General features: G+C 64.0%; 9 protein-coding genes, 3 tRNA genes and 1 pseudogene. 6 read left to right on the top strand and 7 right to left on the bottom strand.

From position 1 onward, the window contains the following. Positions 1 to 147: 147 nt before the first annotated feature. The 3 genes and pseudogenes from B3E91_RS22250 to B3E91_RS10495 all read left to right on the top strand — a co-directional run. Positions 148 to 331: pseudogene (locus B3E91_RS22250) on the top strand (DapH/DapD/GlmU-related protein); the annotation flags it as partial. A gap of 319 nt (positions 332 to 650) precedes the next feature. Beyond that, complete coding sequence (locus B3E91_RS10500) at positions 651 to 962, top strand: hypothetical protein (RefSeq protein ID WP_287029371.1); 312 nt, start codon at positions 651 to 653, stop codon at positions 960 to 962. Between the two features lie 232 nt (positions 963 to 1,194). Continuing rightward, on the top strand, positions 1,195 to 1,986 hold the full coding sequence (locus tag B3E91_RS10495) for a CatB-related O-acetyltransferase (RefSeq protein ID WP_287029369.1): 792 nt from the start codon (positions 1,195 to 1,197) through the stop codon (positions 1,984 to 1,986). Between the two features lie 276 nt (positions 1,987 to 2,262). Here B3E91_RS10495 and B3E91_RS10490 read toward each other — a convergent pair. The 3 genes from B3E91_RS10490 to B3E91_RS10480 form a co-directional block, all read right to left on the bottom strand. Next, positions 2,263 to 2,347 (bottom strand) — tRNA-Leu (locus B3E91_RS10490). A 51-nt stretch (positions 2,348 to 2,398) separates the two neighbouring features. Further along, positions 2,399 to 2,474, bottom strand: a tRNA-His gene (locus tag B3E91_RS10485). Positions 2,475 to 2,507: 33 nt separating this feature from the next. Beyond that, a tRNA-Arg gene (locus B3E91_RS10480) sits at positions 2,508 to 2,584 on the bottom strand. Between the two features lie 279 nt (positions 2,585 to 2,863). On the opposite strand from B3E91_RS10480, the gene folD reads away from it, so the two are divergent. Then, entirely contained in the window at positions 2,864 to 3,718 is an 855-nt protein-coding gene (gene folD / locus B3E91_RS10475; RefSeq protein ID WP_090230662.1) for a bifunctional methylenetetrahydrofolate dehydrogenase/methenyltetrahydrofolate cyclohydrolase FolD, read from the top strand. A 48-nt stretch (positions 3,719 to 3,766) separates the two neighbouring features. Here folD and B3E91_RS10470 read toward each other — a convergent pair whose 3' ends face one another. The 3 genes from B3E91_RS10470 to B3E91_RS10460 form a co-directional block, all read right to left on the bottom strand. Further along, complete coding sequence (locus B3E91_RS10470) at positions 3,767 to 5,671, bottom strand: DEAD/DEAH box helicase (RefSeq protein ID WP_287029368.1); 1,905 nt, start codon at positions 5,669 to 5,671, stop codon at positions 3,767 to 3,769. 135 nt (positions 5,672 to 5,806) lie between these two features. Then, on the bottom strand, positions 5,807 to 7,189 hold the full coding sequence (gene cysS / locus B3E91_RS10465; RefSeq protein WP_287029367.1) for a cysteine--tRNA ligase: 1,383 nt from the start codon (positions 7,187 to 7,189) through the stop codon (positions 5,807 to 5,809). Positions 7,190 to 7,393: 204 nt separating this feature from the next. Continuing rightward, positions 7,394 to 9,064, bottom strand: coding sequence for a glutamine--tRNA ligase/YqeY domain fusion protein (locus tag B3E91_RS10460; RefSeq protein ID WP_287029366.1), 1,671 nt, complete (start codon positions 9,062 to 9,064; stop codon positions 7,394 to 7,396). A 246-nt stretch (positions 9,065 to 9,310) separates the two neighbouring features. On the opposite strand from B3E91_RS10460, the gene B3E91_RS10455 reads away from it, so the two are divergent. Together B3E91_RS10455 and lpxH are read left to right on the top strand one after the other, a co-directional pair. After that, positions 9,311 to 9,805, top strand: coding sequence for a peptidylprolyl isomerase (locus tag B3E91_RS10455; RefSeq protein ID WP_090230649.1), 495 nt, complete (start codon positions 9,311 to 9,313; stop codon positions 9,803 to 9,805). Between the two features lie 4 nt (positions 9,806 to 9,809). Continuing rightward, positions 9,810 to 10,532, top strand: a complete 723-nt coding sequence (gene lpxH / locus B3E91_RS10450) for a UDP-2,3-diacylglucosamine diphosphatase (protein ID WP_287029365.1) — start codon at positions 9,810 to 9,812, stop codon at positions 10,530 to 10,532. Here lpxH and B3E91_RS10445 read toward each other — a convergent pair whose 3' ends face one another. After that, positions 10,533 to 14,582, bottom strand: a complete 4,050-nt coding sequence (locus tag B3E91_RS10445) for a bifunctional nitrate reductase/sulfite reductase flavoprotein subunit alpha (protein WP_287029364.1) — start codon at positions 14,580 to 14,582, stop codon at positions 10,533 to 10,535. Between the last annotated feature and the right edge of the window lie 439 nt (positions 14,583 to 15,021).

The raw sequence follows: 15,021 nt of genomic DNA, 5'->3' as shown, positions 1-15,021 counted from the left end.
TTTTGCAGCATTGGCCCCGGCACGCGACTGGGCGGCCTGGGCTCGCACCCGGTCGACATGCTGAGCACGCATCCGGTGTTCTATTCGACCCTCAAGCAATGCGGCGTGAGTTTTTCCGACAAGGATTACTTCGAGGAACTCAAGCGGACCTATGTCGGCCATGACGTGTGGATCGGCGCCAACGTGGTGGTCTTCGACGGCGTCAAGATTGGCGACGGCGCCATCATTGCCGCTGGCGCGGTAGTGACCAAGGATGTTCCGCCCTACGCGATCGTTGGCGGCGTCCCGGCCAAAGTCATCAAATACCGCTTCGAACCCGAGGACATTGAGCGCCTCGAGGCCCTTCAGTGGTGGCACCTGCCTGCGGAAGTCCTGAAGGAAAAGGCCGCATTGATTCGTGGATCGGATGTCCCGGCCCTTGTCGCGGGACTGTCGGGAGCGCGCACCCAGAACGAGATCGACTCCTCGCGGCAAACGTCACCAGAGCTGGCTCGTTAGCGTCAGTACGCACAACGACTTATTCCGTCGCATCTCGGCGTAGGCACGGAACGCGCGGCGCTAAACGAGGTCCAGACATTCGCCGCGCACTGCTGCGCGGCACCTGCAATTGCCTTTTAACGAAACGCCCTAGGCGCTGACAGGAGAAGCAATTGGACATCAAGACCGTATTCTTCAAGATAAACCTGACGTTTCTGGTGATCGCCCTTGGTGTGGGCGGCTACACCTTCATGGCCAGAACAACCGCTGACGGTTCGCGCGAAACCGCGCTCCAGGCGTGGGCAAGTTCGAGTTCCGTAACGGCTCCTACCAACTATCAGGCATGCGAGCCAGGCAAGGCGCGCGCGATATCGGGCGACGAAAACTCCGACTGCTCGATTCAGCGTCAGGCGGACTCCATCTACAAGATGATCATCGAAGCCCCAGCCACGAGCGCCGGACAAAGGGCGATCGTGAAGAAGTAGCTCGAACTCTTGTTTTGTATGCCTTGGCGGGCAAAGGCGGCGCATGCGATGCCGCCTTTGTCCTTGCTACTCGCCCTATAGAGCATTCGCTCGTATCCATTACTACCCAACTCGGCCTCTCACTTCCGTGAAGACCTCTCTCTGTTTATCGGACATTCGGCGCCTGGTAGCACTGGCCTTTTGTATCAGCATGAATACAATCGAATAAGTCGAATGAGCGAGAACGGTAGTAATGGAGTACCCATTCAGTTTTAGATGGACGAAGCAGCACGAAGCCTTTTGTATCGCCGAACGCATTTACCTCAACCATGCGCAAAAAGTTACAGGCGTCTACCGCGCAAGAAATTGGTTGCTGCTGGAAAAAGGGCAAAAAATCAAAATCAATTGCGAAGTGACCACTGAAAACAACTCGTCGATGCCCAACCGCAGTTTTTGCACGATAGGTGCGCACTCCTACGCCAATAGCAAGCTCCCTGCCGACATGCAGATTGGACGATATTGCAGCCTCGCATCCGGGATTACGATTATGGGGTCCCAGCATCCGATAGATCGTTTCACCACCAGCCCAGTTACGTACATCAAGGTTTTCGCAGAAAAATCACTGGACGGTTATGCAGGAAACTATGAAATAACCCCCTTCGAAGGGATTTTTGCACCCTCGCCCACGGTAGGTCATGACGTGTGGATTGGAGGAGACGTTGTACTGAAGGGCGGTATTACAATAGGGCACGGCGCCATTATCGCGAGTAACGCCGTGGTGACAAAGGATGTTCCACCCTACGCGATCGTAGCCGGTGTTCCAGCCAGGATCATCCGCTATCGCTTCCCTAGCGAGATCGTAGATAGACTGCTGGCACTCTCCTGGTGGGATTATAAATATACCGACCTACCAACTGCCGAAGTGGATGGGGTGGAGGATTTTATCGTCACGCTTGAGAAGAAGATTTCCACGCAGGAAATAACCAAGCATGGATTCAAGAAAATAAATCTCTCGAAGGAGTTTTATAGACTGGCAAACCAATAGCTTGTCGCTGGATACGCTGTACCTGCAATGTTACACCTGCACATTTAGCCAGGGAGCACCTAAAGCCGGAAGTACGGGTACGCAGATCCTTGTCGCCTGGCAGCCGATCAAGCGGGGCGACCGTAACGCGCACATCAAAACGCCAAACCCATCCTGGACAACGAAAAAAGGCAGCCCATTTCGGAGCTGCCTTTTTATTCCTGTTGCCGAAGCGCTTTTAAGTCGCGCCCCTTCAGGTCACATCAGAACTTCCACCTGGAAAACAGTTTGATTAGATGGTGCGGACGGAGAGACTCGAACTCTCACACCTTGCGGCGCCAGAACCTAAATCTGGTGTGTCTACCAATTCCACCACGTCCGCATGACGCTGAAACGAAAACGCCAGGTACTGGACCTGGCGTTTTCTCGAATATGGGGTGGACGATGGGAATCGAACCCACGACACCAGGAGCCACAATCCTGTGCTCTACCAACTGAGCTACGCCCACCATATTACGTTTGCCTGTGCCTGAGCGGCCAAATGGCGCACCCGGCAGGACTCGAACCTGCGACCATCCGCTTAGAAGGCGGATGCTCTATCCAACTGAGCTACGGGCGCTTAATCATCTGCATTCGAAAGCGAAGCGCGGACTTAAAAGCGTTGGCCTCAAGGGTCGAATTCTACCCTTTTTTCCATCTTACCCAGCGGCTGGCTGTGCTCGACAAGCGGGGCGAATCTTATAGAGAGGCCTGCACCACGTCAACACTCGGATTGAAAAAATATTCAGGTATTTAAAGAGCTTACGGGGAAACGCCAATCAGCCGACTTTGCCCGCCCGCGACGCCATGCGAGAATGCGCGTCCTTTTTCAATCCTTCCCGATGGTTAACTAAGCGCAATGACTGCACAACTGATCGACGGCAAAGCGATCGCCGCCAGCCTCCGCCTGCAGATCGCCCAACGTGTTGCCGAGCGGCGTCTTCAGGGTCTTCGTGCACCTGGACTGGCGGTGATTCTGGTGGGTAGCGACCCGGCGTCCCAGGTCTACGTTTCGCACAAGCGCAAGGACTGCGAGGAGGTCGGCTTCGACTCCCGCGCCTACGACCTGCCCGCCGAAACCAGCCAGGAAGAACTGCTGGGCCTGATCGACAGCCTCAACGAGAACCCGGAGATCGACGGCATCCTCGTGCAATTGCCGTTGCCGGCGCACCTGGACGCATCGCTGCTGCTCGAACGCATCAGCCCGGACAAGGACGTCGATGGCTTCCACCCGTACAACATCGGCCGCCTGGCGCAGCGCATGCCGATGCTTCGCCCGTGCACGCCGAAAGGCATCATCACCCTCCTCGCCAGCACCGGCGTCGATCTCTACGGGCTCAACGCCGTGGTGGTAGGCGCGTCCAACATCGTTGGCCGGCCGATGGCGCTGGAGTTGCTGCTGGCCGGCTGCACTGTCACCGTCACCCATCGCTTCACCAAGGACCTGGCGGCGCACGTCGCCAATGCCGATCTGCTGGTGGTGGCGGTCGGCAAGCCGGGTCTGGTCAAGGGCGAGTGGATCAAGCCGGGCGCGATCGTCGTCGACGTCGGCATCAACCGCCAGGAAGACGGCAAGCTGGTCGGCGACGTGGAGTACCAACCGGCGCTGCAACGTGCCAGCTGGATCACCCCGGTTCCCGGCGGCGTCGGCCCGATGACCCGCGCCTGCCTGCTGGAGAACACCCTGTACGCCGCCGAGCACCTGCACGCCTGAGGATTGCAACGCCGCAACGGAACGAAGGGCACCCTTGGGTGCCCTTCCTCATTTCCGGCCAGCCGTTCGCTGCTCCAGCAACCGCGCCGCGCCCCTGGGCTTGTCGGTGAACCAGATCACCCGGCTGACGCCACGGGTTATCGCCACGTAGGCCAGGCGCAGGCTCTCATCCTGCATCGCCTGGTCGTAGCTGTTGCGGAAGAAGCCGGAGTGCCGATACAGCGCATTACGCAGCGGGTGCGCCGGGACGCTGGCTCCGTCGTCGAGGATGATCGCCACTTCGGCCTGCAGCCCCTTGGCGCGGTGGATGGTGTAGGTCTTCACCGGCAGTCGTTCGGGCAGCTCGGCCTGGATCGCCCGCAGCGGCTCGTTGCGCCGACCGAGAACCAGCACGGCGTTGCGCTCCGCACCGGGTCGGCCGAGGGCGTGCTCGCACTGGGCCGTGATCTCCCGGATCAGCCGTGGCAGGTGTCGCCTGATATCGAAGCCGCTCTCCAGCCGCACGCCGTGATCGCCCGGCTGCTCGTGCCTGAAGGCGCGACTGAGCTTGGCCTGCTTCACCTCGACCCCGGCGAGCACCGCCTCGCCATCGCGGATCACCGGTTCGATGGAGCGGTAGTTGGTTTCCAGCAGCAACAGCGTGCTCTTGCGCGAGCGCCCGCGGCTGGGGAAATGGCGATCGAAGTCCATGAACAGCTCCGGAGAACTGCCGCGCCAGCCGTAGATGGACTGCCAGTCGTCGCCGATCGCCATAAGGCTGACGTCGCCGCCTTCGCCCGCCAGGCGCCGATGTACCGCCTGTAGCCACTGCACGATCTGCGGCGAAATATCCTGGAATTCGTCGATCAGCAGATGCCGCAGAGGCTCGAGCGCCCCGCCGGAAGGAAGCTTCGGCAACCTGTCCGTGAGCGCCTGGAAGGCGCCATCGAAGGTCATAAGCCCACGTTCGCTCAGCTCGCCTTCGAAGGCTCGCCAGAACATCACCAGCGCTTCGATGAACAGCCGCTCTGCGGTCGAGCACGGCAGCGCCTTCGGCTCCAGACGGTCGATACGGATGCCAATGCTCTGGATGAAGCCGGCCTGCTGGTAGAACACCTCGAACAGCGGCGCGGCGGAGAACTCGCCGGGCAGTTGATAGGCGTCCATAGGTGCCTTCATGGGTTCGCCAGGTCCGGGGGCAGACATGCCCAGGAGCCGATGCACGGCGCCACGGAAAGCGGCCTGCTCGATGTAGCAGCGCTGGTAGGCCTGCCGGAGCAAGGCGGTCTGCGCAGGCTTCAGACGCGAGGCGGTCAGCGGGTTGTCCGGCTCGGCGTCGGCGCCGCGCTCGGATAGTTGCTCGAACCAGCGGGGCGCACCCAGGTGGTCGCGCGCCAGCATGCCCATCGCCGAATGAAAGGTCCGCACGCACTGGCGCGCCTGGGCGGCGTCGAAGGGAAACTCCCAGAACGCCAGCACGCGGCCGAGTTGCTCGCGCAGTTGCGCGCAGGACGCGCTGGTGAAGGAAATCACCGTGAGGCTGCCCGGGTCGATGCGCAGGTGGCAAAGCATGAACACCACGCGCAGCACCAGCGTCGTGGATTTTCCCGAGCCGGCGCCGGCGAACACACGCGTCGCGGCCCCACGGGAGAGGATCATCGCCCACTGCTCGTCCGACGGCGCGCTGATCACACCGACGCTGACGGCCTGGCTCACCCGTTCGCGCATCGCGGCGACCTGAGCGGCCTCCAGGGGCATCGGGCTGGCCGAATAGAGCCCGGCGGACGCGGGTTTGCCGCCCGCGGTCTTGCCGGCACTGCGCTTCCTGGTCGTTGCGCCGCTCTTTCGCGCGGCACGCTTTTGCGCCACCGGAGCAGCGACAGGCCCGGCATTGAGGTAGGCGGTGGTACGGGGGAAGTAGCGCGCCAGCGCGCTGGAAAGCAGCAGTTTGTAGCGTTTCACGGCAGACAGCATTCGGTAGTTCCAACCGCTTCGTGTGGCATAGCGGCCAAGGGTAAGCCGTTGCTCGAGTCGAAAGGGCCATCGGCCGGGATGGCACCATCGAAAATGAAAAAGGCCGCTGAGCGGCCCTTTCCGATGTGGCTTCGGTTATTCCGCCAGACGCCAGGTGGTGCCGCCCTTGCCATCTTCCAGGACCACACCCATGGCGCCGAGCTGGTCGCGGATGCGGTCTGATTCGGCCCAGTTCTTGTCGGCGCGCGCGCGCAGGCGCGCGGCGATCAGCGCCTCGACCTCGGCGGCATCGACCTTGCCCTCGGCGCCGGCCTGCAGGAAGGCGTCCGCCTCCAACTGCAATACACCCAGCACCTTCGCTAGCTCTTTCAGCCGCACGGCCAGCCCGGCGGCGGCCGGCAGGTCGGTGTCACGCAGGCGGTTGACCTCGCGAACCATGTCGAACAGCACCGCGCAGGCTTCCGGCGAGTTGAAATCGTCGTTCATCGCCGTGGCGAAACGCTCGACGAATGCCTCGCCGCCGGCCGCCTGTGCATCCGGCAGGCCCTTGAACGCATGGTAGAAGCGTTCCAGCGCGCCCTTGGCTTCCTTCAGGCTGTCTTCGGAATAGTTGATCGGACTGCGGTAATGGCTGGAAACCAGCAGGTAGCGCACCACCTCCGGGTGGTACTTCTCCAGCACCTCGCGGATGGTGAAGAAGTTGCCCAGGGACTTGGACATCTTCTCGCCGTCCACGCGCACCGCGCCGGCGTGCATCCAGGATGCCGCGTAGAGCTTGCCGGTGGCCGCCTCGCTCTGCGCGATCTCGTTCTCGTGGTGGGGGAACACCAGGTCCGGGCCGCCGCCATGGATGTCGAACGTCTCGCCCAGGCAGCAGGTCGACATCACCGAGCACTCGATATGCCAGCCGGGCCGACCGGCGCCCCACGGCGATTCCCAGCTCGGCTCGCCCGGCTTGGCGCCTTTCCAGAGGACGAAATCCAGCGGGTCCTGCTTGGACTCGTCGACCTCGATACGCGCGCCGATGCGCAGGTCCTCGATCTTCTTGCGCGACAGTTTGCCGTAGCCGACGAACTTGCCGACCCGGTAATAGACGTCGCCGTTGCCCGGTGCGTAGGCGAAGCCCTTGTCGATCAGGGTCTGGATCATCGCGTGCATTCCGGCGATGTGGCCGGTGGCACGGGGCTCCTGATCGGGACGCAGCACCGCCAGGCGGGCCTCGTCCTCGTGCATCGCGGCGATCATGCGCTCGGTCAGCGCCTCGAAGGATTCGCCGTTCTCCTGCGCGCGACGGATGATCTTGTCGTCGATGTCGGTGATGTTGCGCACGTAGTTCAGCTCGTAGCCGGAATGGCGCAGCCAGCGGGCGATCACGTCGAAGGCCACCATCACGCGGGCGTGGCCGATGTGGCAGAAGTCGTACACGGTCATCCCGCAGACGTACATGCGCACCTGGTTGCCCAGCAGCGGCTTGAAGGGTTCCTTGGTCTTGCTCAGCGTGTTGTAGATCGAAAGCATGGTCCATGTCCTAAAAAAACGGGCCACATCGCGTGGCCCGTTTCGACGATATCGTGACGTTAAAGAGCCAGTTTACGATCTCGCGAGCTAGAGCCAGCCAAGGCGGAAATACCTGAGGACGCGGAGTTTACAAGCTGTAAATGAGCAGTCCGAAGGGATTTCCAACGCGGGATGGCCGACGCGCAGCAGATCGTAAGCGGGCTCTCAGCCCTGGCCCCAGGAATCGCGCAGCGTCACCGTGCGGTTGAACACCGGCTGGCCGGGGCGCGAGTCCTTGAGGTCGGCGCAGAAGTAGCCTTCGCGCTCGAACTGGAAGCGCTCTTCCGGCTCGGCCCGGGCCAGCGACGGCTCGGCGCGACAACCGGTGAGCACCACCAGCGACTCCGGGTTGATGTTGTCGAGGAAGCTCGCGCCCTCCTCGGCCTTCTCCGGGTTGGCGGAGCGGAACAGACGGTCGTACAGGCGCACTTCGCACTCGACGCTCTCGGCGGCGGGCACCCAGTGGATCACGCCCTTGACCTTGCGGCCCTCGGGGTTCTTGCCCAGGGTGTTCTCGTCATAGGAACAGCGCAGCTCGACGATGTTGCCGTCGGCATCCTTGATCGCCTCATCGGCGCGAATCACGTAGCTGCCGCGCAGGCGCACTTCGCCACCGGGGATCAGGCGCTTGTAGCCGGCCGGCGGGACTTCCTCGAAGTCGCTGGCGTCGATGTAGATCTCGCGGCCGAACGGCAGGACGCGCACGCCCATGTCCTGCTTCGGATGGCGCGCCAGCTCGAGGTTCTCCACCTGGCCTTCGGGATAGTTGGTGATCACCACCTTGAGCGGTTTGAGCACGCACATGGCGCGCGCGGCGTTGGCGTCCAGGTCCTCGCGGATGGCGAACTCGAGCATGCCGATGTCGACCACGCCGCCGGCGCGGTTGACGCCGATCATGTCGCAGAAGTTGCGGATCGAGGCCGGCGTGTAGCCACGGCGGCGGAAACCCGAGAGCGTCGACATGCGCGGGTCGTCCCAGCCCTGGACGTGCTTCTCGTCCACCAGTTGCTTGAGCTTGCGCTTGCTGGTGATGGTGTAGTTCAGGTTGAGCCGGGCGAACTCGTACTGGCGCGGCTGTGCGGGCACCGGCAGGTTGGCCAGGAACCACTCGTACAGCGGACGGTGATCTTCGAATTCCAGGGTGCAGATCGAGTGGGTCACGCCCTCGATGGCATCCGACTGACCATGGGTGAAGTCGTAGCTTGGGTAGATGCACCACTTGTCACCGGTCTGGTGATGATGCGCATGGCGGATACGGTAGAGGATCGGGTCGCGCAGGTTCATGTTCGGCGAGGCCATGTCGATCTTCGCCCGCAGCGCACGTGCGCCATCGGGGAATTCGCCGGCCTTCATGCGCGCGAACAGGTCCAGGTTCTCGGCCACCGAGCGGTCGCGGAACGGACTGTTGCGACCCGCTTCGGTCAGCGTGCCGCGATACTCGCGCGCTTCCTCCGGAGACAGGTCGTCGACGTAGGCCTTGCCGGCCTCGATCAGCTGGATCGCCCAGGCGTGCAACTGATCGAAATAGTTGGAGGCGTAGCGCACCTCGCCGGACCAGTCGAAGCCCAGCCACTTCACGTCGCTTTCGATGGCGTCGATGTATTCCTGGTCTTCCTTGGCCGGGTTGGTGTCATCGAAACGCAGGTGGCAGTCGCCGCCGAACTCCTTGGCCAGACCGAAGTTCAGGCAGATCGACTTGGCGTGGCCGATGTGCAGGTAACCGTTGGGCTCCGGGGGAAAGCGCGTGATGATCTTCGCGTGCTTGCCGGCGTCGAGGTCGGCCTGAACAATCGGGCGGAGAAAGTTGCTGGCGGTGGGAGTCTCTGGCTTGCTCATAGGGTCCTTGATCTTATGGTCCGTTGACGTTTCATCGCGATGGAACGGCAACGGCCTCTTCGGGTGCGCCGCGCAGGGTAGGCCGGCCAAATCAAAGCCCGTATGATAGCGAACCCGTCAACCCCCTGACAGCCGCAAAGCGGACGTGCTCGTTGATAGTGGATCGAAGGGCCGCTGCCGCCCCGCTCCGCCTTCGGCCCACCCGGATTCGACGCCCCGCCCTTTGCCAGACAAGAGTGAGTTCCCATGATCAAGTTGCACACCAACCACGGCGTCATCACCCTGAACCTGTTCGAAGACAAGGCCCCGGAAACCGTGGCCAACTTCAAGGAATACGTGAAGGCCGGTCACTACGACAACACCGTGTTCCACCGTGTCATCGGCAACTTCATGATCCAGGGTGGCGGTTTCGAGCCGGGCATGAAGCAGAAGGCCACCCGCGCCACCATCAAGAACGAAGCCAACAACGGTCTCTCCAACAAGACCGGCACCGTGGCCATGGCACGCACCATGGAGCCGCACTCGGCCTCCGCGCAATTCTTCATCAACGTTGCCGACAACACCTTCCTCGACCACAGCGCGCCGACCGTGCAGGGCTGGGGTTACGCGGTGTTCGGCGAAGTCGCCGAAGGCATGGACGTGGTCGAGAAGATCAAGGGCGTGTCCACCACCATGAAGTCCGGTCACCAGGACGTACCGGTGGACGACGTGATCATCGAGAAAGCCGAAATCGTCGAGTGATCCCTTGATCCTGCTGATTTCCGATCTGCACCTCGAAGAACAACGCCCGGACATCACCCGGGCGTTTCTGTTTTTCCTGCAGGATCGCGCCGCACACGCCGATGCGCTGTACATCCTCGGCGACTTCTTCGAAGCTTGGATCGGCGACGACGCCATGACGCCCTTCCAGCACCGGATCGCCGAAGCCCTGCGCCAGTTGAGCGACGGCGGCACACATATCTACCTGATGCACGGCAATCGCGATTTCATGATCGGCAAGGCGTTCTGTCGCGAAGCCGGCTGCACCTTGCTGGCCGATCCGAGCGTCGTCGAGCTGCAGGGCGAGCGCGTGCTGCTGATGCACGGCGACAGCCTGTGCACCCGCGACATCGCCTACATGCGCCTGCGCCGCTGGCTGCGCAACCCGCTGGTGCTGTTCATCCTGCGCAACCTGCCGCTGGCCACCCGGCACAGGCTCGGTCGCAAGCTGCGCAAGGAAAGCCGCATGCAGACCCGGCAGAAAGCCGCGGATATCGTCGACGTCACCCCGGATGAGGTGCTCCGGCTGATGCACGAACATGGCGTGAAGCGGCTGATCCACGGCCACACCCATCGCCCCGCACGGCATCCACTGCAGGTCGACGGCCAGCCGGCCGAACGCATCGTGCTCGGCGACTGGGATGCCCAGGGCTGGGCGCTGCAGATCGACGCCGAAGGCTATCGCCTCGACGCCTTCCCGCTAGGCTGATCAGTAGACATCGCGCAGGTAGCGCTTCTGCTCCGCCAGGCCGCGGATGAATGCCGCCGCACGTTCTTCGTCCAATCCGCCGTGATCGCGCGCCACCTCGCGCAGGGCGACGTCGACATCCCGGGCCATGCGGCTGGCATCGCCACACAGGTACAGGCTCGCGCCCTCCTCCAGCCAGCGCCACAGCTCCGCACCGTTCTCGCGGATGCGTTCCTGCACGTAGATCTTTCGCGCCTGGTCACGGGAAAACGCCAGGCTCAGGCGCGTGAGCAGACCATCGCGCTGCATCTCCCGCAGTTCGTCGCGGTAGTAGAAGTCCGATGCTTCGTGCTGTTCACCGAAGAACAGCCAGTTGCGCCCCCGATCGCCACGCATGCGCCGCTCCTGGAGAAAGGCGCGGAACGGCGCCACGCCGGTGCCGGGGCCGATCATCACCATAGGCGCATCGCCATCGACCGGCGGCCGGAAATGCTTCGAGCGCTGCACGAACACCGGGACTTCGCCGCCCTGCGCGCGGTCGGCAAGGAAGGTCGACGCCACGCCCTTGCGCTTGCCGTAGCGTACGGTCGATACGGTCAGGTGGACTTCGTCGGGGTGCGCCTTGGGGCTGGAGGCGATGGAATACAGCCGCGGCTGTAGCCGTTTCAGGCTGCCGAGCAACTCCTCGGCGGCGTATCGGGCGGGAAACGCCTGCAGCACGTCGGCCAGTTGCCGGCTCCACAGCCAGCCGCCCAGTTCGGCCCGGCGTTCGCCCAGCAGCGCCTTTAGTTCGTCGCTGCGGCTGCGCTCGGCGATCAGCGCCAGGGCTTCCTGGCTCGGCCGGGCGATCTCGAAATGGCTGCTCAGCGCCTCGCGCAGCGGTAAATCGCCGACCCGCGCGATATTCACGAGTTGCTCGCCGTCCAGCTTCGCCAGGGCAAGCACCTCCTCGACCAGCGCCGGGCAGTTCTTCGGCCATACGCCGAGCGCATCGCCGGCCTGGTAACTCAGCCCCGACTCGCCGAGACCGAGCGCGAACAGGCGGGTTTCCTTGCCGGAGCCTTCGCCGTTGAGCTTCAGGTTGACCAGCAGCTCGGCACCCAGCGGGCGCTCCTTGCTGACCACCTCTGTCGGTTCGGCCCTGGCGACAATGGAGGCGCCGCCAGCCGAAGGCCTCGCCGCCGTGCCGCCGTGAAGCATGGGCAGCAGTTCTTCCAGCCAGGCGCCGGCGGGCTCATCGAAATCGCTGTCGCAGGTCAGGCAGGCGCGCAGCGGCGTAGCGCCGAGTTCGGCCAGACGGCGGTCGAGGTTCCTGCCGTGCTGGCAGAACCGTTCGTAGCTGGAGTCGCCCAGCGCCAGCACCGCATACCTCAGGTTTTCCAGGCTCGCCGATGCGGCGCGCAGGCCTTCCCAGAAGCGCTGCCCGTTGTCCGGGGCATCGCCGTCGCCGAAGGTGCTGCTGAGCATCAGCACCGTGCTGGTTTCCGCCAGTCGCTGGGCCGGGAAGTCACTCATGCAGTGCGATGCGACGCCCAGCCCGGCCTCGCCCAGCCGCTGCGCGAAGCGTTCGGCCAGCGTTTCCACGTTGCCGGTCTGCGAGGCCCAGAGCAGCGTGACCTGCGGCAGCGCCGGAGCCTGCGCGGCGGGTACCAGCTGATTGCGACTGAACAGGCCGGCGAGCATGCCGTCCAGCCATAGGCGCGTATCGACCGCCAACGGCGCCTGGGCCGGCAGGCTCGGCACGCCGACGCCCTCGGCGGAACGCAGGCCGCTGATGAAGCCGGACAGGTAAATCCGCTCGCTGTCAGTCAGCTCCGGCGGCGCATAGTTGGCGTCGCCGAACCGCGCGGCGAAGGCTTCCACCGGCGCCGTCACCTCGCTCTGGGTCGTCGGCGTGTCGAGAAATCGGTGTTCGATCAGCTCGACCTTGCTCAGCGCCACGGCGCTGAACTTGAATTCGGGCTGCAAGGAAATCGGGTCGACGGCGCTGCTGGTCACGGCATTGATTGCCAGCCCCTCGCCCTGCGCGTCGTTCCAGTGGAACGGCGCGAAGCAGTTGCCTGGCAGCACGCGCTCGCTGACCACCACGGGCAGCACTGCGTCGCCGCGCCGTGAGCGGATCTGCAAGCGATCGCCAACGGCCACGCCCAGCCGCTCGGCGTCCTCGGGGTGGATTTCCACGAACGGGCCGGGGTTGAGCTTGTTCAAGGTGGCGACCTTGCCGGTCTTGGTCAGAGTGTGCCACTGGTGCTGCACGCGCCCGGTGTTGAGCACGAAGGGAAAGGCGTTGTCGGGCATTTCCGCCGGGCTCATGTACGGCCTTGCGAAGAACCGCGCCTTGCCGCTCGGTGTGGCGAACGCCAGCCGCGGCAGGCTGCCGTCCTCGCGCCGGTGCAGGCGCTGGCTGATGCCGTCGTTCAGGTAGCGCCGCGGGTGACGTTCGTGGCCGCCTCCCGGCGGACAGGGCCATTGCTGCGGCGCCTGGCCCAGGCTGGCGTGGCTGACGCCGCGAATGTCGTAGCCGGTCGCCGGATTGTGGAAGCGCCTGATCTCCTCGAACACCTCGCTGGCGGAGGCGTAGCTGAACGCCTCGGCGTAGCCCATGGCGCAGGCCACGCGGGCGATCAGCTGCCAGTCGGCGATGGCTTCGCCGGGGGGCTCGACGGCCCTTGGCGCCAGGCTGAGGCTGCGTTCGGAGTTGATCATCACGCCGTCGGCCTCGGCCCAGAGCGCGCCGGGCAGGAGGATGTCGGCGTAGCGGTTGGTTTCGCCGTCGAGAAAGGCGTCCTGGGCGATCACCAGTTCGGCGGCCTGCAACCCCGCGATCACCGCCTCCCGGTTGGCGACGCTGGCCACCGGATTGGTGCAGATGATCCAGCAGGCCTTCACCTTGCCGGCGCGCATGTTCTCGAACAGTGCCACGGTTCCCCCACCGGTCTCGTCGCGCAGAGTGCCGCGCGGCACGCCCCAGGCGTCCTCGACGAACGTGCGGTCTTCCTCGATCAGTGCCGAGCGTTGCCCCGGCAGGCCGGGACCCATGTAGCCCATCTCGCGTCCGCCCATGGCGTTGGGTTGCCCGGTGAGGGAAAACGGCCCGCTGCCCTGCCGACAGAGGGCGCCGGTGACGAGGTGCAGGTTGCACAGCGCATTGGTGTGCCAGGTGCCGTGGGTGCTCTGGTTCAGGCCCATGGTCCACAAGCTCATCCATTCGCCGGCCTCGCCGATCCACTGAGCCGCCTGGCGAATGTCCGCTTCGGCCAGCCCTGTCAGCGCGGCGACGTGCGCCGGCGTGTAGTGTTCGAGAAACGCTGGCAGCGCCTCCCAGCCTTCCGTGAACGCGGCGATGAAGGCTTCATCGCAGTGGCCGTTCTTCCACAGCAGGTGCAGCAGGCCATTGAGCAACGCCAGGTCGGTGCCGGGACGGATCTGCAGGAACAGGTCGGCCTTGTCCGCCGTGGCGCTGCGCCGCGGATCGACGACGATCAGCCGGGCGCCGGCCTTGCGCCTGTCGAGCAAGCGCAGGAACAGGATCGGATGACAGTCCGCCATGTTCGCGCCGATCACGAAGAACAGGTCGGCATGCTCGAAGTCTTCGTAGGAACCGGGCGGCGCATCCGACCCCAGCGACAGCTTGTAGCCGCTGCCGGCGCTGGCCATGCACAGCCGCGAGTTGGACTCGATGTTGTTGGTCCGCCAGAAGCCCTTGGCCAGCTTGTTGGCCAGGTACTGCGCTTCCAGCGACATCTGCCCGGAGACATACAGCGCCAGCGCGTCGGGGCCATGGGTATCGAGAATGCCGCGCAGGCGCGACGCGGCTGCCTGGATGGCCTCCTCCAGGCCAACCTGCGACGGCTGCTGCGGGCGCTCGCTGCGCAGGTAGGCATGCTGCAGGCGGCCGGGCGCGGTGATCGGCTGCGCGCAGGTGCTGCCCTTGGTGCACAGACGGCCGAAGTTGCTCGGGTGCTGCCTGTCGCCGCTGACCTTGAGTACGCGGTTGTCCTCCACCTGCATGAGGATGCCGCAGCCCACGCCGCAATAAGGACACACACTCCTGACCGTGTTGCTCGCCATACCCGGACCTCGAATCACAGAAACAAAAAAAGGCGCCGTATCGCTCTTCCGTTTTCAACGGGAGCGGCACGGCGCCTTTGTCGTAAGGGTGCGCAATCGTTTTTGATCACGCGCAGCGAGGACGGTGCAAGGCACACGCCAGGTTTGCCATCGGTTCGACGATGCGCTCGCAGACCGCGGTTTCATTGAGTTCCGCGCCCGCCGGCAGGTACTTCGGCGATCGCTCTGCGCACCGCGGTGCGGCCCCACAAGGAGGCACGTTCGACGGCGCGGCCCGTGATTGGGGCAGATTCACCAACCGGGCTCGTCGCATCGGAAGGCCGCTGGCGGCGCCGCTCGAGCGGACGCAAGGGTGCGTCGCTCCTGGCCTGGAGGTTTTTTCGTAGCACGGAACACAGCCACGAACGCCGTTCTGGCATGGCCACTGCATCGGTCCATT

The organism is Pseudomonas sp. UBA6310 (genome assembly GCF_002438225.1).
GTDB lineage: Bacteria > Pseudomonadota > Gammaproteobacteria > Pseudomonadales > Pseudomonadaceae > Pseudomonas_O > Pseudomonas_O kuykendallii.
Note: the sequence above shows the minus strand (reverse complement) of the source record. Positions and strands in the feature narration are given on the sequence as shown.

Coding starts and splice junctions, on each gene's coding strand:
- B3E91_RS10460 (WP_287029366.1), bottom strand. CDS start 9,064: ATGAGCAAGCCAGAGACTCCCACCGCCAGCAACTTTCTCCGCCCGATT.
- B3E91_RS10495 (WP_287029369.1), top strand. CDS start 1,195: ATGGAGTACCCATTCAGTTTTAGATGGACGAAGCAGCACGAAGCCTTT.
- B3E91_RS10470 (WP_287029368.1), bottom strand. CDS start 5,671: ATGCTGTCTGCCGTGAAACGCTACAAACTGCTGCTTTCCAGCGCGCTG.
- B3E91_RS10445 (WP_287029364.1), bottom strand. CDS start 14,582: ATGGCGAGCAACACGGTCAGGAGTGTGTGTCCTTATTGCGGCGTGGGC.
- cysS (WP_287029367.1), bottom strand. CDS start 7,189: ATGCTTTCGATCTACAACACGCTGAGCAAGACCAAGGAACCCTTCAAG.
- B3E91_RS10455 (WP_090230649.1), top strand. CDS start 9,311: ATGATCAAGTTGCACACCAACCACGGCGTCATCACCCTGAACCTGTTC.
- folD (WP_090230662.1), top strand. CDS start 2,864: ATGACTGCACAACTGATCGACGGCAAAGCGATCGCCGCCAGCCTCCGC.